20 protein-coding genes and 2 pseudogenes are annotated in these 24,975 nt (G+C 39.5%); 8 read left to right on the plus strand and 14 right to left on the minus strand.

Going from position 1 to position 24,975, the window contains the following annotated elements; translation table 11 throughout:
• Positions 1-41: 41 nt before the first annotated feature.
• The 3 genes and pseudogenes from J7R12_RS00905 to pncB form a co-directional block, all read left to right on the plus strand.
• Positions 42-5,180: pseudogene (locus J7R12_RS00905) on the plus strand (glucoamylase family protein); the annotation flags it as partial.
• 9 nt (positions 5,181-5,189) lie between these two features.
• A complete protein-coding gene (locus tag J7R12_RS00910) occupies positions 5,190-5,522 on the plus strand; it encodes a hypothetical protein (RefSeq protein WP_126602286.1) in 333 nt (110 codons plus the stop codon).
• Positions 5,523-5,649: 127 nt separating this feature from the next.
• Positions 5,650-6,954: a nicotinate phosphoribosyltransferase gene (gene pncB, locus J7R12_RS00915; protein WP_126602284.1), complete on the plus strand. Its 1,305-nt coding sequence runs from the start codon at positions 5,650-5,652 to the stop codon at positions 6,952-6,954.
• 157 nt (positions 6,955-7,111) lie between these two features.
• On the opposite strand, the pseudogene J7R12_RS00920 reads toward pncB, so the two are convergent.
• The 11 genes and pseudogenes from J7R12_RS00920 to nth form a co-directional block, all read right to left on the minus strand.
• A pseudogene (locus J7R12_RS00920) lies at positions 7,112-8,145 on the minus strand (tyrosine-type recombinase/integrase).
• Positions 8,146-8,688: 543 nt separating this feature from the next.
• Positions 8,689-9,075: a YbaN family protein gene (locus tag J7R12_RS00925; RefSeq protein ID WP_126602282.1), complete on the minus strand. Its 387-nt coding sequence runs from the start codon at positions 9,073-9,075 to the stop codon at positions 8,689-8,691.
• A 407-nt stretch (positions 9,076-9,482) separates the two neighbouring features.
• Positions 9,483-10,388 carry a metal ABC transporter permease gene (locus J7R12_RS00930; protein WP_126602280.1) on the minus strand — a complete coding sequence of 302 codons (906 nt, stop codon included), beginning with the start codon at positions 10,386-10,388 and terminating at the stop codon, positions 9,483-9,485.
• Positions 10,385-11,251, minus strand: coding sequence for a metal ABC transporter permease (locus J7R12_RS00935; protein ID WP_126602279.1), 867 nt, complete (start codon positions 11,249-11,251; stop codon positions 10,385-10,387). Before J7R12_RS00935 ends, J7R12_RS00930 begins: the two co-directional genes overlap by 4 nt.
• A complete protein-coding gene (locus tag J7R12_RS00940; RefSeq protein WP_126602277.1) occupies positions 11,248-12,078 on the minus strand; it encodes a manganese/iron ABC transporter ATP-binding protein in 831 nt (276 codons plus the stop codon). The genes J7R12_RS00935 and J7R12_RS00940 overlap by 4 nt, the downstream gene beginning before the upstream one ends.
• Positions 12,075-12,983 (minus strand): metal ABC transporter substrate-binding protein, encoded by a 909-nt coding sequence (locus J7R12_RS00945; RefSeq protein WP_126602275.1) that lies wholly within the window; start codon positions 12,981-12,983, stop codon positions 12,075-12,077. Before J7R12_RS00945 ends, J7R12_RS00940 begins: the two co-directional genes overlap by 4 nt.
• Before the next feature lie 302 nt (positions 12,984-13,285).
• Positions 13,286-15,700, minus strand: coding sequence for a phenylalanine--tRNA ligase subunit beta (gene pheT, locus J7R12_RS00950; RefSeq protein ID WP_126602273.1), 2,415 nt, complete (start codon positions 15,698-15,700; stop codon positions 13,286-13,288).
• A 42-nt stretch (positions 15,701-15,742) separates the two neighbouring features.
• On the minus strand, positions 15,743-16,816 hold the full coding sequence (gene pheS, locus J7R12_RS00955; protein WP_126602271.1) for a phenylalanine--tRNA ligase subunit alpha: 1,074 nt from the start codon (positions 16,814-16,816) through the stop codon (positions 15,743-15,745).
• Between the two features lie 96 nt (positions 16,817-16,912).
• Entirely contained in the window at positions 16,913-17,314 is a 402-nt protein-coding gene (gene rplT / locus J7R12_RS00960; protein ID WP_004862306.1) for a 50S ribosomal protein L20, read from the minus strand.
• Between the two features lie 33 nt (positions 17,315-17,347).
• Entirely contained in the window at positions 17,348-17,551 is a 204-nt protein-coding gene (rpmI, locus tag J7R12_RS00965; protein ID WP_126602269.1) for a 50S ribosomal protein L35, read from the minus strand.
• A 174-nt stretch (positions 17,552-17,725) separates the two neighbouring features.
• Complete coding sequence (nth, locus tag J7R12_RS00970; RefSeq protein WP_126602267.1) at positions 17,726-18,466, minus strand: endonuclease III; 741 nt, start codon at positions 18,464-18,466, stop codon at positions 17,726-17,728.
• 118 nt (positions 18,467-18,584) lie between these two features.
• Between nth and J7R12_RS00975 the strand changes: the two genes are divergently transcribed.
• Complete coding sequence (locus J7R12_RS00975; RefSeq protein ID WP_126602265.1) at positions 18,585-19,013, plus strand: Hsp20 family protein; 429 nt, start codon at positions 18,585-18,587, stop codon at positions 19,011-19,013.
• Between the two features lie 29 nt (positions 19,014-19,042).
• Positions 19,043-19,294: a BQ00720 family protein gene (locus tag J7R12_RS00980; protein ID WP_126602264.1), complete on the plus strand. Its 252-nt coding sequence runs from the start codon at positions 19,043-19,045 to the stop codon at positions 19,292-19,294.
• 538 nt (positions 19,295-19,832) lie between these two features.
• On the opposite strand, the gene J7R12_RS00985 is transcribed toward J7R12_RS00980, so the two are convergent.
• Both J7R12_RS00985 and J7R12_RS00990 read right to left on the minus strand, forming a co-directional pair.
• Positions 19,833-20,420, minus strand: coding sequence for a transglycosylase SLT domain-containing protein (locus J7R12_RS00985; RefSeq protein WP_126602262.1), 588 nt, complete (start codon positions 20,418-20,420; stop codon positions 19,833-19,835).
• A gap of 96 nt (positions 20,421-20,516) precedes the next feature.
• A complete protein-coding gene (locus J7R12_RS00990) occupies positions 20,517-21,701 on the minus strand; it encodes a DNA recombination protein RmuC (RefSeq protein ID WP_126602260.1) in 1,185 nt (394 codons plus the stop codon).
• A gap of 93 nt (positions 21,702-21,794) precedes the next feature.
• On the opposite strand from J7R12_RS00990, the gene def reads away from it, so the two are divergent.
• From def to truA, 3 genes are read left to right on the plus strand one after another with little or no spacing between them, the layout of a single operon-like run.
• Positions 21,795-22,325: a peptide deformylase gene (def, locus tag J7R12_RS00995; protein ID WP_126602258.1), complete on the plus strand. Its 531-nt coding sequence runs from the start codon at positions 21,795-21,797 to the stop codon at positions 22,323-22,325.
• The gene (gene fmt, locus J7R12_RS01000) at positions 22,325-23,254 is read left to right on the plus strand and encodes a methionyl-tRNA formyltransferase (RefSeq protein ID WP_126602256.1); all 930 of its coding nucleotides are present in this window, start codon (positions 22,325-22,327) and stop codon (positions 23,252-23,254) included. The genes def and fmt overlap by 1 nt, the downstream gene beginning before the upstream one ends.
• 1 nt (position 23,255) lies before the next feature.
• Positions 23,256-23,999, plus strand: a complete 744-nt coding sequence (truA, locus tag J7R12_RS01005; RefSeq protein ID WP_126602254.1) for a tRNA pseudouridine(38-40) synthase TruA — start codon at positions 23,256-23,258, stop codon at positions 23,997-23,999.
• A 32-nt stretch (positions 24,000-24,031) separates the two neighbouring features.
• Here truA and J7R12_RS01010 read toward each other — a convergent pair whose 3' ends face one another.
• Positions 24,032-24,895 (minus strand): LOG family protein, encoded by an 864-nt coding sequence (locus tag J7R12_RS01010; RefSeq protein WP_126602252.1) that lies wholly within the window; start codon positions 24,893-24,895, stop codon positions 24,032-24,034.
• Positions 24,896-24,975: the final 80 nt, after the last annotated feature.

Raw genomic sequence — 24,975 nt, forward strand, 5'->3', positions numbered from 1 at the left:
AATATAAAGAAACCATGTAATGGAATAGCAATAGGAAAATTATGGCACTTACAATATCTTTCATGAAGTGGTTTTATTCTCAACAAACTGAGACCCATTCTCTTACTCAAACCAATCTTCCCCTTCGCTCAACTTATAAATCACAGGATGAACTTTATAAATTAGGCTATGATATAGCCTCTCAAAAAGAAATCTTACTTCCTGAATATAAAGGAGAAAATCATTTTCATAGAAGGTTGAATAAAAATGCCAAACTTATTCTCCGTGCCTTTTAAACCAGCGATGTTTCTGCTTGGAATGATGAAACCATTGCACCAGCTGCTCAATGGCTCATTGATAATCATTATACTATTGACAAAACTATACAACAACTCCGTCGTAATTTACCTAAGTCTTTCATCAAGCAACTTCCCGTTTATAAACAAAAGGAAAGCATCCCACGTATCTTTGCTTTAGCTTGGCTTTATATTGCTCATACAGATAGCGGATTTTCACAAAAAACACTCACTGCTATGATCAATGGATTCCAAGAAATCCATGCCCTTAAAATTGGTGAATTATGGGCGCTTCCTTCTGTCATACAAATGCTTTTAATTGAAAATGTTTGTCGTTTTTCACTGCGTATTGAACAAACACGGTCTATGCGCCATCTTGCGCATAAAGTAGCCGATAAAATTTCTCTTGCAGACAATGAAACAAAATTACACACTTTTTTACGCACTATAAACCGTTCATTGTTGCTCCAACCTTTTCAACGCATTTATTCTATCGTTTACATGGCGCATCTGTCGATACAACAACCGCATTAATTTGGCTTGAAAAGCAATTACAAAGCTGAGGCAGTAATTTAGAAATTGTGACAGCGGATGAACATACCCGCCAAGCATCAGATGGTGTAACTATGGGCAATATTATTCGTGCCCTTAAAACCATTGATGACGTTGATTACAGTATGGTTTGAAACTGTCAGTTCAGTCGATTCTATTTTGCGTGAAAAGAGCGATTTTTCCGAAATTGATCCTCATTCCCGTAATATTTATCGACAGCTCATTGAAAAAATTGCACGTCTTTCACCTCTTAGTGAACTGGAAGTTGCACACAAAGCTGTAGAAATGGCACATGCTTCCTCTAAAGAATCTTCTTATCGTAGTCATTCCTCTGTTGGCACAGACATCTCACATAGCTCCATGGATGTCGATTCTTTTTACCACATTAGCGCTTTTTCCTGCTATAGATGCGGCTTTTGCCTTCTTCAACACTATTGTTTCATGGTTTATCCCATTAAAACAGCTTATTGGTTATGAATATAAAGCGGGTATTCCTCAACATGCCCGCACAATGGTCGTTGTACCGACTCTCATCACATCACGTGCTTTCATTGATGAACAAGTGCACAATCTTGAAAGATATTATCTTTCCAACCCCAAGGGTGCCATTCATTTTGCCCTCGTGACGGATTGGGGGGATGCGCCCTTGGAAGAAACACAAGCTGATCTTGATCTGCTGCATTATGCGCAGAAAAATATTGATGAACTTAATCGCCGTTATCATCGTGACATCCCCCCTCTTTTTTCTTTTACACCGTCGACGTCTTTATAATAGCAGCGAAAAATGCTGGATGGGTTGGGAAAGAAAATGTGGCAAACTTCATGAACTCAATCTGTTATTAAGAGGCCATAAAAACACAAGCTTTTATCTCCCAAATCCACATCTTCCCATGGATTGCCGTTTCGTGATGACTCTGGATTCAGATACACGTCTTACCCCTGAAAGGGTTACAAAACTCGTTGGAAAACTTAACCATACACTCAACCTTCCCACTTTTGATCCACATAATGAAAAAGTTGTAAAAGGCTATAGCATTTTACAACCTCGTATTACACCTTCTCTTACAACAGGAAAAACAACATCAATTCTGCAACGTATTTTTTCTACCAATCGTGGAATTGACCCTTATGTCTTTGCTGTTTCTGACACTTATCAAGATCTTTTGGGAGAAGAAACTTTCGTTGGTAAAGGTCTTTATAATATTGATGCATTTCAACAAGCACTTGATGATAAAATTAAGGAAAATACCGTTCTTAGTCACGACCTTTTGGAAGGAGGATATGCACGCACTGCATTGGTAAGTACCGTAGAAGTGATTGAAGATTATCCAACAGCCTATAATATTGATGTTATGCGTCATCACCGTTGGGTTCGTAGTGACTGGCAACTCTTGCCTTATCTCTTCCCACCATATAAAATAAGTTCCACGACGCGTTGGAAAATGCAAGATAATTTGCGTCGTTCTCTCACACCACTTATGTAGTTGATCGCAGCAATCACAGGATGGTCTCTTTTACCGTTAAAAAGTGCAATCGTCTGGCAAACATTCTTGCTCCTTAGTCTCTTCGTCTCACCTATTTTAGACATATTACAAACTCTTATTCCCTTCAATATTGGTCATTCTCTGCATGATCACTCTCTACAGGGGTATCTTCAATTAATTTTGAACAAAACCACCCTTACGGGTGCAAATATATTTCTTAAAATTACATTTCTTGCTCACTCAGCTTATTTTATGACTGATGCGATTATCCGCTCACTCTATCGCATGACGATTTCAAAACAGCACCTTCTGGAATGGAGAATCTCCGAAGCAACAAAATCGATTCCCAATAGTTTGCGCTTCTATATTCTTACAATGTGGCCAGCAACATTGATTGGTATTCTTGTAATAGCGCTGCCTCTCTTTTCCGATAATTTTGCCAATTTTATTGCTTTGCCCTTTGGGTTTGTATGGTTTGTCAGTCAACCCTCAACATTTCAAGATACCCTTGATATATCGTCTGAAGATAAAAAAATACTTTGAAATATCGCACGACGGACATGGCTCTATTATGCAACTTTTGTTAACGCAGAAACAACCATTTACCGCCCGATAATTTCCAAGAAGACCCAAAACCTCTCATTGCCCAACGCACCTCCCCCACCAATATTGGAATTTATCTTCTTTCCACTATTGCTGCACGTGATTTTGGTTGGATTAATTTTGAAGAAACTCTTACACGCGTTGAATGTACATTAAGCACTCTTGCAAAAATGGAAAAATTCCGTGGACACCTCTACAATTGGTATGCAACTGACACACTCACTCCTCTTTTGCCAACCTATATATCAACCGTTGATTCGGGAAACCTTGCTGGCCATTTGGTGACACCTTCTTCAGCCTTAAGTGAATGGGCTAAAGCATCTCCTGTTTTTTTGCAAAGTGATCGAGCAGGCTTATTTGATGTCAATGATATTCTTGAAGAAACTGTCAAAGAAATTCCAAGTAATCATCCCATTTTACGTCCTTTACGTCAACAAATCGAAGAACACATCGATCACTTTCACCGCTCTATTTGTGCTTTCGTAGAAAAATCAGAGTCGCCCCCTTTCCACATCACCAACCCTTTACTTCAAGCCCGTGAGATTGCACGCTTAATAAGTGAAATCGATTAAAAAATTCAAACGGTAGAATCTGCCCATGCGCACTGTTGGGCTCAATGCCTCATAGAAACCTGTAAAGCCCATCATTGTGATGCTATCGGTAACCATGATATCAAAAAAATACGCCAGAAATTAAATACTTTAGCTGAAAATGCGCGTCAAATAGCCTTTAATATGGAATTTGACTTTTTAGAACAGCCTGAACGGCACCCCTTGTCCATTGGCTATCGTGTTCAAGAAAAAAAGCTTGATGAAGGCTGTTATGACCTTTTGGCTTCAGAAGCCCGTCTCTCAAGCCTTTTTGCCATTGCAAAAGGTGATATCAAATTCAAACATTGATTTCATCTCGGTCGATTACTCATCTCAATTGGTTGGAAAGGCGCCCTATTATCATGGTCTGGATCCATGTTCGAATATCTGATGCCATCGCTCATTATGCACGAACCTCTAGGATTGATTAATACTGGATCAAACGAATAGATTAATTATTCGTCAGCAAATACAATATGGTCATGAACAAAGATTACCATGGGGTATTTCAGAATCCGCATTTAATGCTCGCGATCACTTAATGAATTACCAATATACCAGCTTTGGTGACCCAATCCTTGGACTCAAACGTGGTCTCTCACGCAACACTGTTATTGCTCCTTACGCAAGCCTTTCAGCAGCACAATATATGCCCTCTCATGCCGTAAAAAATTTAAAAAGACTCCGTAATCTTGGAGCTTTAAGACCATACGGTTATTACGACTCTATCGATTTTACTCCTTCACGTGTGCCGACAGGAGAAAAATATGCTATCGTACGTAATTATACACCATCATGGCATGTCCATTCTTGCTGTTAATAATGTCATTTTTGAAGGGCGTATGCGTAATCGTTTTCATCGTGATCCAGTTGTTGAAGCAACACACTTATTATTACAGGAAAGAGCTCCACATCAAATTCCCATCATTCATACAAAAATTGCCAACCCCATGCACAATAATTCTCGAGGATTTGATCATGCATCTGAGCGTATTATCACGAATCCACTTCTCAAACCCCGTGCAACTTTGCTTTTATCCAATGACTCTTATTCTACCATGTTAACAGCTAATGGTACTGGTTACAGCCGTTGGCATGATTATGCGATTACGCGCTTTATTCCTGATGCGACAGAAGATCAACAGGGTATTTTATTCTTTCTCCGTAACATACAGAGTGGACGCTGGTGGTCTGTTACCAGTGAGCCAACACGTGTTGTTGAAGAGGAAGCTGTTAGCATTTTTACAGATGAAAAAGCTGACTACATGAAAATGGTTGATGGTATAAAATCAACACTTGAATGTCTCGTTACATCCGAAAATGATGGCGAAGGTCGACGCCTCCAACTTGTGAATACAACAAACAAGGATCGCTTCATTGAAGTGACTTCTTATGGTGAATTGGCGCTTGCCACAATGGACACAGATTGCTCTCATCCTGTTTTTTTAAGTATGTTTATAGAAACCGAGATTACTGAAGAAGGAAGAACAATATTTGCCAAAAGGCGTAAACGCTCGCCTAGTGACTCTGAGATTCATATTACCCATTTTGTTACCGATATAACAGAGAGTATCCAAGAAACAGAAGCTGAAACGGATCGCTCTCTCTTTATTGGTCGGGGACGTTCTCTTCATCGACCTGCTGCATTTGATCAAAATGCTCGTTTTAGCAACAGCTAAGGCTGCGTGCTTGATCCAATCATCTCACTTCGCTGCCGAGGACAAGGCGGTTGGACATGGTATACAGGCTCAGCAGGCTGGTTTTATCACACCGCAACACAAGCCATTCTTGGCATTAATCATCAAGGCAATTTGTTGTTCTTAAAACCAAATTTCCCCTCCTCTTGGCCTGAATATGAAGTAACAATGAAATTTTATGATGCTGTTTATAACATTAAAATGAAATGGGGATCTGAAAATAAACTTAGTGTTGATGGTAAAAAATATACCAAAGTTCATGCAGGAATACAGTTACAAAAAACGGGAAAACACGAAATTATACGTATCATTAAATCTTAATAACAGAAAATAAAAGTTTTTTTATTCTTGCCCAAAATCTTAGAGTTGTTATAGTTTCTGCCGTCCCTATATTGATTACGTTGGTGCACAGTAATTTTGCATTCACAAAACTGAAAGAAAAAGGGTTATGAATCACCCAGATATTGCGAGACGTGTTTATAACCATACTTGGAAACTTGATCCCATTATTCGTTCACTTCTGGATACGGATTTTTATAAACTTCTTATGGTACAGATGATTTGGGGCCTTTATCCCAATGTAAATGTTACGTTCTCCCTCATAAACCGTACCAAAACAATTCGTCTTGCCGATGATATTGATGAGGGCGAATTGCGTGCCCAACTTGATCATACCCTTAGTTTGCGCTTTACGAAAAAAGAAATGATCTGGCTTGCTGGTAATACATTTTATGGACGTAAACAAATTTTCACACCAGATTTTCTTCATTGGCTTGAGAACTTTCAACTCCCAGAATATGAGTTAACCCGTAAAGATGGTCAATATATCCTCCATTTTCATGGCCCGTGGTCTTATAGCTCCATGTGGGAAATCCCTGCTCTTGCTATTATCAGTGAATTACGATCACGCGCTGCTATGAAAAATTTGGATCGTTTTGCTTTGGATGTGCTTTATGCACGTGCTAAAGCAAAAATGTGGAGTAAAGTTGAGCGTCTTAAAAAATTGCCTGATATTAAAATATCTGACTTTGGAACAAGACGTCGCCATTCTTTTTTATGGCAACGCTGGTGTGTTGAAGCACTAAAAGAAGGAATTGGTAATTCTTTTACAGGGACTTCCAATGTTCTTCTGGCCATGGATACAGATTTAGAAGCTCTTGGTACCAATGCACATGAATTGCCCATGGTTATTGCTGCTCTTGCCAATAATGATAACGAGTTGCGTCAAGCACCTTATAAAGTTTTGCAAGATTGGAACCGTTATTATGGTGGAAATCTTCTCATTGTTTTGCCTGATACCTTTGGTACAGAAGCGTTTTTACGCAATGCACCAGATTGGGTAGCTGATTGGACAGGTTTCAGACCTGACAGTGCCCCCCCCATTGAAGGCGGAGAACGCATTATCCAATGGTGGAAAGAAAAAGGAAAAGATCCACACGAAAAATTATTAATTTTTTCTGATGCACTTGATGTCAATACAATCGAAAAAACTTACCATCATTTCCATGGGAAAGTTCGTATGAGTTTCGGATGGGGAACAGACCTTACGAATGATTTTTTAGGCTGTGCACCCCAAGAAATTGCCAATTTTGATGCTCTTTCCCTTGTTTGTAAAGTTACACATGCAAATGGACAGCCAGCCGTAAAACTTTCAGATAATCCTGAAAAAACCATCGGTGATCCGCAAGCAATACAGCGTTATCTCAATTTCTTTGGGAATGAAAAACGTGTTGCTAGACCCGTAAAGATTTAATCACAAACCCATTTGTATGAAATAAAAGATAAACAACTAAAAAATCAATTACCGATGGATTAAAAGGATGCAGCTTCTCTCAAATTAACAAAAAAGTATATCTTTCTAGAAAGATCATCCACCCTTGCTTATGAAAACAATATTTTTCGAATTTTAGCTATAATGTGTGAAACAATAGTATAAGAATTTTATTATCCATAAAAACACGGCGCTGTTCTAAATAGTTTGTACGACGGTAGGCACGCTCTACTTTACCCCCGACCACATGACCTAGAATGGTTTCTGCTACCTCAAAAGGAGCATCGGTTGTTTCTGCTAGCTAATCGCGTAAACTAGAGAGAAACCCATGTGGGCAGGCATCAAGTCCAATTTTTTTCATATATTTTGACATGCAACTATCAGCAAGGGAACCTCGACCGGTTGCAGAGAAAAAGAAATCATTGCGAGAAAGCAGGCGTGCTTGTTTCAAAATTTCCAATGCTTCTGATGATAAGGGCACACGAAACTCTGTTGTAGCATCACGCCTTCCTTTCATATTCTCAGCAGGAATAGTCCATATATCACCTTCAATCTGATCTTTATGAATATGACATAAGGGATTGCTACGAACCCCTGTCAAAATAAGCAAACGCAAAGCCAGTTGTGTTATGGTTGGTGTTTTCAAAGTGTTTGATAAAAAGCCGGAACATTTCTCCAATCCATTGCTGGTCTATTTTGCGTTTTATGGCGTTGTTTTCCTAAGAGAGCTTTTACTGTTGCTTGTAAATCAACATCTAATCCCAAAGCAGCAGCATGTTTGAGACAAAGATTAAGGCGGATTAGTGCTTTTTCAGCTGTTTTAGCTTTTGTATGCCAAATAGGAGCGAGAACTTTGCGTATATCGGTTTGTGTAATCTCTGAAACGGGGAGGCAGCCTAATTGGGGGAGAATATGAAGTTTTAAATGTAAAAACCACACACCATTTTTACCATCTCCTTTTAATTCTGCTTTACAACTTTCAAAAGTCTCCAAAGCAATGTCTTTTAAGTAATGCAGATTACGCATTGCCTCACGTTTTTGTTTCTCACGTTCTTTAATGGGGTCACGACCTTCACGTAAAACAGAACGCCACCCAGTTGCTAATTCACGAGCTTGTTTTAAAGAAACATCTCTCAAAGCCCCCAAGCCCGTTTCACGACGCCGCCCGTGAATGGCATATCGGTAAAGCTATTGAGCACCCTTATCTTTACACTTATGAAGGTGCAAGCCAGCACCATCATTATATTTGCCAGCCCCCAATATTGCGACAGCCCTTGCATTAAGACGATTCATAAGAGGCATTTTTACTTCTTTCTTGCACATCCTAAACGGTTTTTTACCCACACATCAGCCCCGCTTGTGATGTGCAAGAAAGTGACTTTATTTGATTGAACATAAGATGATTTGAGGTGAGAAAATCTTACAATATTCGGGGGTCTAATTCAACATGCAAAACGATGAATTGTCATTATAAATCAATATGTTGTAGCTCATTAAAGTGGCTTTATGAACATTGGGATGACAGTACACCATTTCTCTGCTCATTAAAATTGACTTCACGAACATATTATTCTCTCTCATGAATTGCTCTGAAAGAGCTCATTATTTTATATCTTCTTGATATGGAGAGGTTACTCTATAAATTTTAAGGAAAAATCTCTATCAAGGGCTCTCACGAACTCGTCAACGATAGGCTCCTAAAGCCTTTTTTACCCATTATGAAGAGGGACGTGTCACAATATAAACAGCAATAAACAGTAATATAGCAGCAACGAACAAAGCAAGCCATAAAACAGGGCGTGCTATTACTAAAAAAGATAAAAAACCACCCGCCATACTTACCACTGCAATAATTTTAACAAATTTGGAAATAGCTCCCTTTTCTTCCCATTGCTTAATAGGTGGACCGAAAACACGGTGATTATGCAACCAACAATGAAAACGTGGAGATGAACGAGCAAAACACCATGAAGCAACTAATAAAAAAGGCACGGTTGGCATAATAGGTAATACTATACCGATAACACCTAATACAATCATAGCCCATCCCACTATAGAAGTGAAAATACGCAAAGGGTGCGATATCTTAAAATCTTTTTTCATCTTTTGCACTATTTCCCTCTATGAAAGACCCTTGTATCTCTTCTTGTTTTTCACGTGCTTTAGTGCATAACAACTATAGCCTTTATTCGTCATACACCTTTATTCGTAAGCGTATTTTCTGTGACAACCTCTTTTAAACACAAAATAGCCTACGCAATATGATGTTCATTTCAAATTTTTCAAGAAATCAAAAGAAATTTTTAGAAAAGCTAAAAATAAAAAGGCTGCAGAATAAATCACTGCAGCCTTTTAATTACAAATGCAGCACTTGGGGGGGGAGAATATATACTGCACTCATCTGCTAGACATTAGGAGGAAAATGACCTAGCACCTAGGTTTCTAGTTAAAACAAGCATGAGAAACAACATACAAAAATGCATGACTGCTATGCACACATTTTATCACCCTTAAATTTCCTGAACTGCACTTCTACGAAAGAAAAGTGACATAAAAATAGCAATAAAAATGAGTGTTAAAATCAACACAATTGTGGAAGCAGAATCAGAACCGATAAATAAGCTTAAATAAATTCCTAAAAAACCAGAAAAGGCTGCGACAAATATAGCAATTACCAACATAAAAGAAAATCGCTTCGTGATAAGATAAGCAATTGCTCCTGGTGCTATCAATAAAGAAATAACGAGAACAATACCCACAGCTTTCAAAGCCGCAACAATAGTGAGAGAAATCATCGTTAAAAGAGTATAATGGAGAACTGATATCCGTAACCCCATTGCACGACCTTGAACTGAATCAAAAATATACAGCATAAAATCGCGCCATTTTGCTCCTAAAATAAAGGTGACAATAGTAGAAATTATCGCTGTCTGTGTAATATCAAGCCAGTTAACACCCAAGAGATTACCAAATAGAATATGATTCAAATCTAAGCTACTATAAATAGCCGTCGCTAAGACAAGCCCCAAACCAAACATCGATGAAAAAACAACACCCATCACCGTATCCTGTTTGATACGGCTATTGCTTCCTAAAAAACCCGTCAGAATAGAGCAAACCATCCCCGCGACAAAAGCACCGCACGTAATTAAAGTCATTGTAACATTCTCTGGACGTACATGCTGAAACCAAGCAAACGGCAAAGAAGACAAAAATGCTATCACCCACGGCGTTGTCATATAACCAATCACAACACCTGGAAAAACGGCATGCGAAATTGCGTCTCCCAAAAGGGCCCACCCTTTTAAAATAAGAAAACACGAAAGCATCGCCATAGGAATAGAAAGGATCGTAACAATAATCATGCCCTTAAGCATAAAAGAAAACTGAAAAGGAAGTAGTAATTGATCAATCATGATAACATCACACCTTTTTTTGCCGCTTTTATACGTAAGCGCGCAGCAATATACCCATGTTTAGGAGCAAAAATAAAAGCCATCATAAACAGAAATGCTTGGAACAGAACAACAACACCACCTGTTTGTGCATTCAAAAAATAACTCACATAAACACCTAATATACTTGTGAATGTTCCAATCAGCACTGCAATAATCAAAACGTTCACAAAACGATCACTTAAAAGATAAGCTGTTGCCCCAGGCGTCACAACAAGACAAATGACCAAGAATGCACCAACTGTTTGCATGGCAGCAACGGTACAAGCGGCAAGGAGTGTGAAAAAAAGAATCTTTAAAAACTTTACGTTTAATCCAATAGCACGCGCATGTGTTTCATCGAATAAAGAAACGAGGAGATCTTTCCATTTCAAAAGTAATATAAACAAAGAAAAAAAACCAATAAAAGCCAATTGTACAATATCTGATGAACTGACTGCTAAAATATTTCCCAAAACAATTGTATCAATATTAACCGCCATTGGTTTTAATGATTTGAGAAATAACCCAAAAGCAAAAAAGGAAGAAAAAATAAGACCAATAATGGTATCTTCTTTCAATTTTGTCCGGTGATTAAAAAAAAGCATCGCTGCAGCCGCAAGCCCCCCAGAAAAAAAAGCTCCAAGCGAAAAAGGTAACCCTAAAAGATAAGCTCCTGCTACACCAGGAACAATGGAATGGGAAAGTGCATCGCCAATCAACGACCAACCTTTTAACATCAAAAAAGCAGAAAGAAAGGCGCAAACACACCCAACTAACCCCGAAACCCACATCGCATTAACCATATATTGGTAGCTCAGTGGTTCAAGCAATAAAGAAATCATGCAACATGCCCCATATTTTTAGTATTCTCAGGAAAGGGAGGTTGTTTGCTCCCTACAAAGACATCATTTTTTTTTGTGCTTTGAAGATCAAAAATATGATGGTGTAAAGCACCACCAAAAGTTTTCTCAAGATTTTCTTTTGTAAAGACGGTTTCCGTGAGTCCAGAAGCCAAAACCGTTCCCTTTATTAAAATAGTGTGGTCGCAAAATTCACGAACAGAGCCCAAATTGTGGGTAGAAACTAATATCACAGCCCCTTCTTTACGTAGATCTTGTAACAAAGCAATAATTTTATCTTCTGTTGTGACATCAACCCCTGTAAATGGCTCATCTAATAAAATAGCTTTTGCCTGCTGTGCAAGAGCACGTGCTAGAAAAACACGCTTTTTCTGACCACCAGAAAGTTCGCCAATTTGACGCTTAGCAAATGCCAACATATCGACGCGCTCTAATGCAACACGGACAGCTTCATAATCTCGCGCCCGTGCATAACGAAAGAAATTCATGTGACCATATCGTCCCATCAAAACAACATCTTCAACGAGAACAGGAAAATTCCAATCAACATCCTCACTCTGCGGAACATAAGCAATAAGATTTTTTTTCAAAGCCATATCAACAGGCAAACCAAACATGCGAATTTTTCCTTTTGATGGCCGCACAAAACCCATGATAGCTTTAAATAATGTTGACTTACCTGATCCATTAACGCCAACCAATGCGGTAATGGAACCTGTTGGGCTTTCAAAATTCACTTCGCGCAATGCTGTGTGCCCATTACGATAAGTTACTGTTACCCCTTGAGCAAATATTCCAGATCCTGTCATTGGCCTTTTACTCCATCTAATAAGGCATTGCTAATCCGCCCGCTTGTGACACGTAATAAATCAATATAGGTTGGTACCTCACCGTTTTTCTCACTCAAAGAATCCACATAAAGGACACCTCCGTATTTTGCCCCTGTTTCTCTCGCAACCTGTTTAGCAGGAGCAGGGGAAATAGTGCTTTCAGAAAAAACTGCATGGATATTGTATTTGCGAACCATATCAATAACATGCTTAACCTGCTGCGGTGTTCCTTGCTGATCAGCATTAATTGGCCACAAATAAAGTTCTTTCAGATCAAAATCACGCGCCAAATAGCTAAATGCGCCTTCACTCGTTACAAGCCAACGCTTATCTTGCGGGACGGCTTCCAATTCAGCTCTAATTGGATCAATTGTTGCGCGAATCTTCTGCTTATAAATTTCGGCATTTTCTTTATAAATAGTAGCATGATCAGGATCGTATTTCACGAAAGCATCACGAATATTATCAACGTAAATCAAAGCTGAGGTTGGCGACATCCATGCATGAGGATTGGGTTTACCACTGAAAGGCCCCTCACCAATTTTAATCGGCACAACACCTTCTGAAACAACAACACTTGGAACGTCTTTAATATTTTGAAAAAACTTTTCAAACCAAAGCTCCAACTCCAAGCCATTCCACAATATCAGATTGGCTCCTTGCGCACGCATAAGGTCGCGAGGTGTGGGCTGATATTCATGAATTTCAGCACCTGGTTTCGTGATTGATTCAACATCAGCGGCATCCCCTGCCACATTTCGTGCCATATCAGCAATAATGGTGAATGTCGTAACAGCTTTAAATTTACCACCACACAAAGCTAAATTTGGTGTAAAAAAAATAATACTCCCCCAAATTACTGTAAAAAATGTCCTTACATTCATTGGTCTTCTCTTTCGTGCATAGTTTTTACTTATTGCTAATGATTTGCATTATCATTTATCAATAACAGTTATTTTTTACATTTGCAAACACATTTGCTATCAGAGATTTTGACAAAAAATAACTTTTTAAGATGCTTAAAACATCCCTTCTCGCCTTGAAAAAACTGATGCTTTAACGAGAAGCTTTTGGTATGGAAAATTCATCTTTCAAAAAGCTCTAAAGATCTTGAATACGCAAAAAATAAAGGAGCACTTTATGAGTGCTCCTGCTTGATAAATAAGCCAATAAAAAAGAAATAGACTTAACAACGCAGACTTGCGCCCGTTGCTTTGGTGACATTTTCCACCACTTTCAAAGTAAGCTCTTCTATATCTTCATCCGTTAAAGTTCGTTCAATAGGTTGAAGAGCTATTTCAATGGCAATGGATTTTTTATCTTCACCAAGGCTTGAATCTTCAAAAAGATCAAAAACTTGTACTGAATGAATCAGTTTTTTATCCGCTCCACTTGCAGCACGTACAATAAGAGAGGAAGCAACTGTTTTATCAACCACAAACGCAAAATCACGCCGCACCATTTGAAAAGGCGATAATTTCAAAGGAGAACGGCTCTTTGTTGCCTTTTTCTTTGGCTCTGGAATTTGATCAAGAAAAACTTCAAAACCACATAAAGGACCACTGACATCTAATATTTCCAATGTAGCAGGATGAAAAACACCAAAAAAGCCAAGAATAATCTTTGATCCAAGCTTCATAACCCCCGAACGACCAGGATGATACCAATCGGGTGCTCCAACTTCAATTTGAATCTTGCTAATATCCATACCACATGCTTCCAAAACAGCCAATGCATCCGCTTTTGCATCAAAAACATCAACGACTTTTGTATTACCATTCCAAAAGCGCCCCGCCCCTTCAAACCGTTCTGTTCCGCGGCGAATTCCACCAGCAACACGTTGTTGTTTATCAGCTGTATCATCTTCGTAGATGCTGGAAACTTCAAACAAAGCAAGATCAGGGAAACCACGATCAGCATTTCGTTGTGCCGCCACCAGCAAACCAGGTAAAAGAGAAGGACGCATTACGGACATATCAGAAGAAATAGGATTGACTAATTTAAGCTGTGCTTGACCGCCTCCAAAAGCAAGGGCCTGTTTTTCGGAAATAAAGGACCACGTTACAGCCTCCTTCATACCGCGATGTGCCAAAGCCAACCGCGTAACACGGGAACGAAGCTGCGAATTGGTTAAAATTTGATTTTTTTCCTCTGCAAAACTTTCCAATGGAATAGGCTTAATCTTATCTAGCCCATAAATCCTCATTACCTCTTCTACTAAATCCGCTTTACCAGCAATATCAGGGCGCCATGTTGGCACTTTAACCGTTACTACATCTCTTTCCCCTTCGATGCCAAATCCAAGCTGTGTCAAAATAGTGATGACTTGTGCATGATCTATTTGCAAATGTGTCAAGCGTTTAATTTCAGAAAAAGGAAAGATGATCTGTTTGATTTCCGGCTGCTGATAACCAACAATTTTTGTCTTTGAAACTTCACCATCACAAAGACGTAAGACCAGTTCTGTTGCAATCTCAAGTCCTTTTTCCATAAAAGCCGGATCAACACCCCGCTCAAACCGATAGCGTGCATCACTGGTAAGTCCTAATGCACGACCTGTCTGTGCAATACTCTTTGAATCCCAAAGCGCCGATTCAATAATAACGCGTCGTGTTGTCTCATCACAGCTTGTTCTTTCACCCCCCATGATACCGGCAATAGAAACAACCCCCTCTTCATCTGCAATGACACAATCATTAATACCCAAATGATAGTTTTTTCCGTTAAGTGCCTGAAGCTGTTCACCTTCACGACCACGTCGTACACTCAAATTGCCTTTAATCTTATCCGCATCAAAAACATGAAGCGGACGACCAAGACCAAAACTTATATAATTGGTCATATCAACCAGCGCATTAATTGGTCTCAAACCGATTGCATTCAAACGCCGCTGCATCCATTGCGGTGATGCACCGTTTTGAACATTGCGTACTTCACGCCAAGCAAAACCTAAACATAACGCTGAATCTTGCGAAAAATCTAAAGAAACATCAAGTGCTGTTTCAAAAGAAGCATCGAATTGTGGTAAGGATAACTCTTTTAACTTCCCAACTCCAGCAGCAGCAAGATCACGCGCAATACCGCGAACACCTGTGCAATCAGAACGATTGGGTGTCAAACCAATATCAATTATCGGATCATCTAACCCTGCATAAGCTGCAAATGACTCTCCAATAGGTGCATCTTCTGGAAGTTCGATAATCCCATCATGCTCACTTGATAATTCAAGCTCTGCTTGTGAACACATCATCCCAAAACTTTCAATCCCGCGGATTTTTCCCACAGATAATGTCATATCAAGCCCAGGCACATAAGTACCTGGCAATGCAAGAACCCCAATAAGCCCAGCGCGTGCATTTGATGCCCCGCAAATAACTTGCACAGGTGTACCAGTTCCCATATCTACAGTCAAAATCTGGAGTTTATCTGCATCAGGATGTTTTATTGCCGTTAAAACTTTTGCAATCACAAAGCCTTTTAAAGAAGAACGGTCATCAACGTGATCAACCTCAAGGCCTATAGCCGTCAGTTTATCACAAATTTCATCAAAAGATGCATCTGTTTCTAAGTGATCTTTTACCCACGACAATGTAAATTTCATTTTAAAACCTCACGTGAAAACTGTGATAAGATCACACTTTGTCTAAGCTTGGAAAAAAGCAGGCATATCAAAACAGCGAAAGCCATAATGATCTAACCAACGCAGATCAGCATCAAAGAAAGCCCGTAAATCGGGCATACCATACTTCAACATAGCAATGCGATCAATGCCCATTCCCCATGCAAAACCCTGATACTCATCGGGATCTAAACCTACATTTTTCAATACATGAGGATGCACCATTCCACATCCCAAGATTTCCAACCAGTCTTCTCCTTCCCCAAAGCGCACTTCTGAACCAGAACGATCACACTGAATATCCACCTCCATAGAAGGCTCGGTAAAAGGAAAAAAAGAGGGACGAAAACGCATCTTCACAGAAGGAACCTCAAAAAAGGCTTTGCAAAAAGTCTCATGAAGCCACATCATATGCGCTATGGTAGAGATTTTATCAATCACAAGACCCTCTACCTGATGAAACATTGGTGAATGCGTTGCATCCGAATCCATACGATACGTTTTTCCCGGAATAATGATACGTATTGGTGCTTTTTGTTTTTCCATCGTACGAATTTGTACAGGGGATGTGTGGGTGCGTAATAATTTCCGCTCTCCCGTTTTATCAGCATCAAAAAAGAAGGTATCATGCATTTCGCGCGCTGGATGATCTTCCGGAAAATTCAATGCCGTAAAATTATAATAATCTGTTTCAATATCTGGTCCCTCTGCAAGTGAAAAACCCATCTTCGTATAAATGGCTATAATTTCTTCAATCACCTGCGAAATAGGATGAATACGTCCCCGTTCTACAGGTGAAGAACGCACAGGCAAAGTAACATCAACCGTTTCATTAGAAAGGCGCGCATCCATTGCTTGGCGTTTCAAAAGATCACGCTTTTGCGTCCATAATTCTAAAATGCGATTTTTTAATCCATTAAGAACTGGTCCAACTTTATGGCGCTCACTAGCATCCATCTTTCCTAATGCTTTTAACCTTTCAGAGATACTGCCTTTTTTGCCTAATGCTGCAATACGCACTGTCTCAAGTGCCTGTTCATCATTAGCTGCTTCTAAAGCTAAACAAATTTCTTGTTCCAGACGCTCAATATCGCTCATATCTTTGCCTATTTTTGTGAATAGAAAAAAACCCGCACCAGTAACAACCAGTACGGGATCCCGAATAAATAAATGCTTTAAGAGAACACGACTGGCTTATTTGACAGCGCCCTCAAAAGCATTAGGTGTTGTGTCCTTTAAATATTCCAAAGCCTTTTTTGCAGAAGCAACTAAAGCAGAAAATGCTGCTGCTTCGTGAACTGCTATATCTGAAAGAACCTTACGATCAATTTCTATACCCGCTTTCGATAAACCATCAATAAAGCGCCCATAAGTTAAGCCTTCTGCGCGAACAGCTGCATTAATTCTCTGAATCCACAAAGCACGGAAAGTCCGTTTTCTATTTTTGCGATCACGATACGCGTACTGCTTAGAACGATCAACTGCTGCCTTAGCCGCACGAATGGTATTTTTACGACGACCGTAAAAACCTTCAGCCTGTTTAAGAACTTTTTTGTGTTTTGCGTGCGCTGTCACACCTCTTTTTACACGTGCCATGTAATACTCTCCTAAAAATCAAAAGCGTAAGGTTTATAGACTATTTGGCAAATAACACTGAACAACTTTTTTAGCATCTTGTTCGCATAAAACCATCGTTCCACGCGCATCGCGAATAAACTTATTCGAACGTTTAATCATGCCATGGCGTTTACCTGCTGCTGCTGCTTTAACTTTACCTGACGCAGTGATTTTAAACCGCTTCTTAGCGGATGATTTGGTCTTCATCTTGGGCATTTTGCTACTCCATACATTTTATACATTATTCATTTCAGTGAATTTATTCACTCAGAATTTATTTATTCAAGCGGACCAATGCTTGAACACGCATTTAAACAGCCACGGCATGCCCTGCCGAGCGGCTCCAACAGCGTTTTCATAAGCTAGTATACACAAAATAGCAAGAGCGTATCAAAAAAAAATTGGAGCACCGTTTCCTTGAACTTCAACCAAAGGTGCTGGAATTGCATTTGTTTTGATTGCTGCTTTACACAAATCAGCAATAATGCATTGCGTACATTGTACTTTACGCGCTTGACAAATGTAACGCCCATGTAAAATAAGCCAATGATGTGCATGATGCAGATAATGTATAGGAATAATCTTTAATAACTTTTCTTCAACAATCTCTGGTGTTTTGCCAGGTGCTAAACCAAGACGGTTTCCAAGACGCAAAATATGCGTATCTACCGCTAGTGTTGGATGACCAAAAGCAACATTCAAAACAACATTCGCCGTTTTTCGCCCCACTCCAGGGAGGGACATAAGATCTTCACGTTTTTCAGGCACTTTACCGCCATATTGGTCAATTAAAAAATTGCAAAGCGCATAAACATTACGCGCTTTTGCACGCCAAAGGCCAATTGTACGAATATGGCGTGCAATTTCTTCTTCTCCTAATGCAACCATTTTTTCCGGCTGATCAGCAAGGCGAAATAATTCTTTAGTTGCTTTATTAACACTCGTATCTGTCGCTTGAGCCGAAAGAATAACCGCAACCAAAAGAGTAAAAACATTGGTATAGATAAGATCACTCTTCGGAACTGGGCGTTGAACAGAAAAACGGCGAAAGATTTCTTCAATTTCGTCTTCGCTATATAATATTTCAGAAGATTTTTGCATCTTTAACAATTTACTTGTTCTCTGAGCCATTGTACTCTCTCATCTTCTCTCTTGAACTTATCACCCACGCTCGCCATATGAGAGGCATGCAGCAAACATTTTTTATAAAGTTTGGTCAAGTAAAGCCGCTTTGAAGAGGACATTCACAATGACACATGTGACGCCTTTCTCCAATCCCTTTCTTTTAGGATTTGAAACGATAGAAAAAACCTTGCGTCGTATTGGTAAAGCCGATGAGGCTTATCCAGCCTATAATATTGAGCGTTTACACAAAAATGATGACGCAAATCACATACGCATAACTTTGGCTGTTGCTGGGTTCAAAGTTGACAATCTTAATATTTTACTCGATGATAATCAATTAATCATTCATGGTAAGCAAACAGATAATCAAAACCATCAATATTTATATCACGGTATAGCAGCACGTCAATTCCAACGTACTTTTGTTCTTGCAGAGGGAATGCACGTTGCAAATGCCGAGTTGAAAAATGGTCTCTTATCAATTAATCTACATCAACCAAAAGCAAAAAAACAAACAAAACAGATTCCAATCAAAGTCAATAGTAATGAGTAGTAAAAACTAAGGCATAAAGGAATAATAAAATGGGAGAACACAAACAAAACTTGTTGTTGCAAAGTACCGCCCATTTTGATGCAGGGCAGATTGCTTATTTAAAAAAGGTTTGCACAGATGACCTAGCTAAAAATTTTCCAGATCTTCCACCAATGACACCCGGCATTACAATATGGGCGCTCTTTGGTGAAACAGGTTATCCAATCATTTTGTCTGATGAGCGCTCTATCGCTCTTGCAGGCGCCAACGAACATGAACTTCAAATTGTAACTCTACACTAATCTATTTTACAAAAAGTAATTGAAGCATCTTTATAGACTGTCTTATTCCTCCTTTGTAAGGTAGGAGGCGGTCTTTTTATGAATGAATTGAAAGGAAATCATTTCAGTTTTGAAATAGCTCACTCTTTTCAATCAGAAAATATGGCAGAAAATATGGGTGTTCTTAACTTTATACTATTCCAAGACCATCATTTTTAAAGAAATGGTCACTGTTTCTTTATTTTTCACAAAAGTACGGTTCTGGAGATCTTTACTCATCGATACCCTTTGAGATATTCAGTTTTCTGGCTTTTATAGTAAACTTTTTACCTCTTAATCCTGCATCTTCTTTTTCACAGAGATCTTAAAGATCTTTGCTACAAGATCACATGATCTTCTCAAATGCATTACAAAAAAATCTTGGGACTTTCTTGGGATTTTTTTGTTGCCTTGATGCCTTAAATATAGCCCTTCCCAAAATCATACCCTCTGAGTAAGAAATTCTGCATTCGTATCCATTTTAAAACCAATCCAGTCTTTTGAGTCAGAATCCCCCTTTCTAACGCCATCCACATGTTTTCAATTGCTGTTCATACTTTCTGGACAAGTTTTCCATACGCTGTGCTGCCTGTGCAAGTGCTGTAGAGACATAACCTCCACTGCGAGCATAAGCCCCGTGACCCATATGATAATTTAAATAAAGGCTATAGGCATCATTAAACCTTATACCATTGCGTTGAACAGTCTGGCGATGATACCAAGCAACAAAATCAGCAGCATCTGCAAAATTTGTACGCCGTGCATAAGGTCTTCCCGCGGAACGGAGATACATTGCCCATGTACTATCAAGTGCTTGGGAATAGCCATACGCTGTCGATCGGCGCTTCCATGGAATAAAACCAAGAAGTTTTGTGCGCGCAGGACGTGCATTGTGCCGAAAATTCGATTCCATATTAATAGTCGCAAGAATAATAGACATAGGAATTCCATAACGCATTTCGGCACGTTTAGAAGCTCTTCCCCAATTATCAAAAAAGCCATCTTTCTGCGCTAAAATGGCGCAAGCATTGTTGATATATCTCGGAGGTGCTGTTGCACATCCCTCCAGCAAAAACACCAATGCCCCTAAAAACAAAAGGTGTCGCATATCTTTATTCCTCTCATTAGGAAATGAATGAGATATGGATACTAAAAAATTATTACTAATCAATAAAGAACTCTCGTTGTGCTGGAAAGATTCACTTCACTCCTCATCAACCAAAGGCAATGTTTTGGGCTGCACAGAAGCAGCCATTTTCGTTGGCAAAGAGTCCTTTTCTTTTAATTCAAAAGTTTCAATACGATTAGCCCGTTTCATAATTTTGGAGGATGATATTAAAATAGCCTCTATATCCTCACCCGCTTTGTAAAAATGCTTCTGTAAAGCGCGGACACGCGTATCCATTCGTCCAAAATCTTCCATTAATTTTGTTACTTCTGATTGAATCAAATGGGCTTGTTCACGCATTCGCGCATCTTTCATAATAGTTTGTACAACCTGAACAGATAACATCAACAAAGACGGTGAGACAATAATCACATGCGATCGATTGGCTTTTTGTACCAATGGTTCAAAATCTTCATAGATTGTTGCAAAAATCGATTCTGATGGCACAAAGAGAAAAGCGGTATCATGTGTTTCTCCAGGAATTAAATATTTCTGCGCAATATCGCGAATATGAACTTCCATGTCGGTGCGAAATTGGCGTTCTGCCTCCTGACGCTCTTGCGCCGTTGCTGCTTTACGCATGGCATTCCAAGCTTCCAGAGGAAATTTAGCATCAATAACAAGAGAAGGGGCCTTATTCGGCATGTGAATGAGACAATCTGGTCGTTTTCCATTTGAAAGAACGGCCTGAAAAACATAAGCATTAGCCGGTAGAGCATCGGCAATAATTGCTTCCATCCTTCCCTGACCAAAAGTGCCACGCGTCTGCTTATTGCTTAAAATAGCCTGCAACTGAACAACTTGTCCTGTAAGCGATTGGATATTATTTTGTGCCGCATCAATGACCGCTAAACGCTCCTGCAAACGATTCAAATTTTCATAAGTAGATTTGGTTTGTACCTGAAGCGTTTGACCCAAATTGGTTGTCATCCCATTGAGTTGCTCACTTATAGACTTATTTAATTCAGCTTGCCTTTGACCAAAAATTTCTGCCATAGTTTGCATTCGTCCTTGCATTTCAGCTTGTGTTTTTAACAATGCCTCCATCTGTATTTGTGCTTCACGAGCGCGTTCAGCAATTTCACTTTCCAAAAGTCCCTTTTTTCGATGAGAATGTATCAACATAAAAAAGGCTAAGCAAACCAGTATAAATAAAAACAAAATCACCAATTGAACTAAAGATCCATCAATAAGCAGCAAAGAAGAAAACGAATCAAACATGAGAAGTAATATAACGCTCTTATCGTAAAAAAGCGCGCAAGAATCTGTTATTTAAATATTGACCCATAACACACCATTGTTTAATCTACGCTTATGCCACTTAAATCTTTAGTTACCTTACCTGATCCGATTTTACGGGAAATATCCAAACCTGTTGAGCATATTGATTCAGCTCTCCAGCAGCTTGCTGATGACATGCTGGAGACTATGTATCATGCTAAAGGTGTTGGTCTTGCTGCTATTCAGATCGGCATACCACTGCGTATGTTGGTCATTGATGTCTCTGGAAATGATGACGCGAAAAATCCACTTGTTATTATAAACCCTGAAATTTTATGGCTTTCAGAGGAACGTAATATTTACAAAGAAGGCTGCCTTTCCATTCCTGAATATTATGCAGAAGTTGAACGTCCAAAACGCCTTTGTGTTCGCTATCAAAATCGTGAAGGAAAACAAACAGAAATTGAAGCAGACAATCTCTTAGCTACTTGTTTACAACACGAAATTGACCATTTAAATGGCTGTCTTTTTATTGACCATATTTCGAAACTCAAACGTGATATGGTGATACGGAAATTTAAAAAACACGCAAAAGAGAAAAAGACAGAGGAAGCACTTTTATAATGGCATTACGATTAAGTTTTATGGGAACGCCTGATTTTTCTGTTCCCATTTTACATGCTTTGTTGGATGCTGGTCATGAGATTGTAGCTGTTTACAGTCAACCCCCTCGTCCAGCAGGACGTCGTGGTCTTAAACTTATCCCCTCACCTGTGCAAAATGCAGCACAAGAAAAATCCATTCCTGTCTTCACACCGCAAACACTTAAAACAGCCGAACAACAAGCCCAATTTGCAGCGCTTTGTGTTGATGCTGCTGTTGTTGTTGCCTATGGACTTCTCTTACCGAAAGCCATTCTTGAAATACCCCGTTTTGGTTGTTTTAATGCCCATGCTTCACTTTTACCACGTTGGCGCGGCGCTGCACCTGTTCAACGTGCAATTATGGCTGGGGATAAAGAAACGGGAATGATGATTATGAAAATGGATGAAGGACTGGATACGGGGCCTATCGCGCTTTCCCATTCTATCCCGATCACCGATAACATGACGACCTTTGAACTTTCAGATAAACTCTCACATATAGGCGCAAAACTTATGATAGAAGCTCTATTGGCTCTTGAAAAAGGACAGCTTAAACTGACCCCACAATCAGGGAAAGGTATAACCTATGCCTCCAAAATCAAAAAGGAAGAGACCCGCATTGATTGGACAAAGCCTGCCGAACTTATTCATAGGTATATCCGCGCACTTTCCCCCTCTCCTGGTTGCTGGTGTAACATGCATATTGGTGATAGAGAAGAACGTGTGAAAATTCTTGGAAGTCGTTTAACGACAGGTCCTTCTCTTGAAATTGGTCGGAGAGAACCAAATTCTTTGATTATTCATTGCGGACAAGGGCGTCTTGAAATAACCCATCTGCAAAGATCTGGTGGCAAAATTCTTGATAGCGCAACATTCTTGCGAGGCGCTCATATTTCGGCTGTTTTTTAATATGCCCCGTTTTAAACTCACTCTTGAATATGATGGCTCAAATTATGCTGGTTGGCAACGTCAAACAGAGTTGTACACTGTACAAGGAGCTCTCGAACAAGCCATTTTTTGCTTCTGTGGACAACAATTGACCATTACAACAGCAGGTCGAACTGATGCAGGTGTACACGCTACGGGGCAAGTTGCGCATGTTGATTTTGAAAAAAACTGGGGCTCCCATACTGTACGCGATGCACTCAATGCACATTTACAAAAACAGGGGGAGAGTATTTCGATTTTGAAGGTAGAAAACGTTCCCGATAGCTTTGATGCGCGATTTTCCGCAATCAAACGCCATTATCTTTTTAAAATTCTCAATCGCCGCTCTCCGCCTGCTCTAAATGCTAAACGCGTATGGTGGTTGCCAAAACCCCTTAATGCTGAAGCCATGCATGAAGCGGCTCAAAAACTTGTAGGGCAACACGATTTTACCACTTTTCGCTCTGCACATTGCCAAGCCAAAAGCCCTATTCGCACCTTAGAGCGTCTTGATGTTCAAAGAGAAGGAGAGGAGATCTTTCTCTATGCACAAGCCCGCTCTTTTCTTCATCATCAAATTCGTTCCTTTGCAGGAAGCCTCATGGAAGTAGGTATCGGACGCTGGACAGCAAATGATCTTGAAGCAGCTCTTCATGCTAAAGATCGCACACGTTGTGGTGTCGTCGCACCGCCTTCAGGACTTTATTTGACCAAAGTGGAATATTAGCTTTCCTGCAAAGTAGCTTCTTCAACAATGATTTAAGAAAGCTTATAAAAGACACGAATTTCTTCAAAAGCTTCCGCTGCTGTATTGACAAATGTTATCAGTGTGAGATCTGAAGGAGAGATCGTACCTTGCGCTGATAAATAATCAAAATTAATCGCGTTATCCCAAAATTCTTGTCCAAATAATAAAATCGGAACCCGTTTCATCCGTCCCGTTTGTATTAAAGTTAACGTCTCAAACAACTCATCCAGAGTACCAAATCCTCCAGGGAAAACGGCTAATGCTTTTGCCCGCATTAAAAAATGCATTTTGCGCATCCCCAAATAATGAAAATTAAAACATAAATGTGGAGTCACATAAGAATTAGGCGATTGCTCATGGGGCAAAACAACATTTAAACCAATTGTTGGTGCACCAACATCAGAAGCACCACGATTTCCTGCTTCCATTACCCCTGGTCCTCCCCCTGTGACAACTACAAATTCACGATACTCAGTCATAGCAGAATAGCATGAGCACAAACGTGCAAATTCCCTTGCCTCATTGTAATAATGCGACAGAGCATGCAAATTCTTCTTTTGTGTTTCATTTTTTGCCGCCCACGCTTCTTGTCCAGGTTGAGGAATACGTGCACCACCAAATAAAACAACGGTTGATTGAATATTACATTCTTGAAGCATTATTTCTGGCTTTAAAAACTCAAGTCCAATACGTTGTGAGCGTAGTTCAGGACGCATCATAAACTCTTGGTCAAGATAGGCCAAACGATAAGTAGGCGAACACATTTGTGCTGAACGGGAGATTGTATGTACCTGTTGTAGAGCTTCCTTCACGTGAAGAAATGAACACCAACTCTTTTTTTCCTCTTTTCTTTTTTCTTTATAGCTTTTTGTCATACATCTGTCCTATTTCTTCATCGTTTTATTTGACTGAAAACATTTCTTCGCGTAGGTCATAGAGAATAAATCTTGAAGCT

The organism is Bartonella vinsonii subsp. vinsonii, assembly GCF_902825235.1.
Taxonomy (GTDB): Bacteria; Pseudomonadota; Alphaproteobacteria; order Rhizobiales; family Rhizobiaceae; genus Bartonella; species Bartonella vinsonii.

Excerpts from the sequence above, each read along its gene's own strand:
- pncB (WP_126602284.1), top strand. The coding sequence starts at position 5,650 with ATGAATCACCCAGATATTGCGAGACGTGTTTATAACCATACTTGGAAA.
- J7R12_RS00925 (WP_126602282.1), bottom strand. The coding sequence starts at position 9,075 with ATGAAAAAAGATTTTAAGATATCGCACCCTTTGCGTATTTTCACTTCT.
- J7R12_RS00930 (WP_126602280.1), bottom strand. The coding sequence starts at position 10,388 with ATGATTGATCAATTACTACTTCCTTTTCAGTTTTCTTTTATGCTTAAG.
- J7R12_RS00935 (WP_126602279.1), bottom strand. The coding sequence starts at position 11,251 with ATGATTTCTTTATTGCTTGAACCACTGAGCTACCAATATATGGTTAAT.
- J7R12_RS00940 (WP_126602277.1), bottom strand. The coding sequence starts at position 12,078 with ATGACAGGATCTGGAATATTTGCTCAAGGGGTAACAGTAACTTATCGT.
- J7R12_RS00945 (WP_126602275.1), bottom strand. The coding sequence starts at position 12,983 with ATGAATGTAAGGACATTTTTTACAGTAATTTGGGGGAGTATTATTTTT.
- pheT (WP_126602273.1), bottom strand. The coding sequence starts at position 15,700 with ATGAAATTTACATTGTCGTGGGTAAAAGATCACTTAGAAACAGATGCA.
- pheS (WP_126602271.1), bottom strand. The coding sequence starts at position 16,816 with ATGAGCGATATTGAGCGTCTGGAACAAGAAATTTGTTTAGCTTTAGAA.
- rplT (WP_004862306.1), bottom strand. The coding sequence starts at position 17,314 with ATGGCACGTGTAAAAAGAGGTGTGACAGCGCACGCAAAACACAAAAAA.
- rpmI (WP_126602269.1), bottom strand. The coding sequence starts at position 17,551 with ATGCCCAAGATGAAGACCAAATCATCCGCTAAGAAGCGGTTTAAAATC.
- nth (WP_126602267.1), bottom strand. The coding sequence starts at position 18,466 with ATGGCTCAGAGAACAAGTAAATTGTTAAAGATGCAAAAATCTTCTGAA.
- J7R12_RS00975 (WP_126602265.1), top strand. The coding sequence starts at position 18,585 with ATGACACATGTGACGCCTTTCTCCAATCCCTTTCTTTTAGGATTTGAA.
- J7R12_RS00980 (WP_126602264.1), top strand. The coding sequence starts at position 19,043 with ATGGGAGAACACAAACAAAACTTGTTGTTGCAAAGTACCGCCCATTTT.
- J7R12_RS00985 (WP_126602262.1), bottom strand. The coding sequence starts at position 20,420 with ATGCGACACCTTTTGTTTTTAGGGGCATTGGTGTTTTTGCTGGAGGGA.
- J7R12_RS00990 (WP_126602260.1), bottom strand. The coding sequence starts at position 21,701 with ATGTTTGATTCGTTTTCTTCTTTGCTGCTTATTGATGGATCTTTAGTT.
- def (WP_126602258.1), top strand. The coding sequence starts at position 21,795 with ATGCCACTTAAATCTTTAGTTACCTTACCTGATCCGATTTTACGGGAA.
- fmt (WP_126602256.1), top strand. The coding sequence starts at position 22,325 with ATGGCATTACGATTAAGTTTTATGGGAACGCCTGATTTTTCTGTTCCC.
- truA (WP_126602254.1), top strand. The coding sequence starts at position 23,256 with ATGCCCCGTTTTAAACTCACTCTTGAATATGATGGCTCAAATTATGCT.
- J7R12_RS01010 (WP_126602252.1), bottom strand. The coding sequence starts at position 24,895 with ATGACAAAAAGCTATAAAGAAAAAAGAAAAGAGGAAAAAAAGAGTTGG.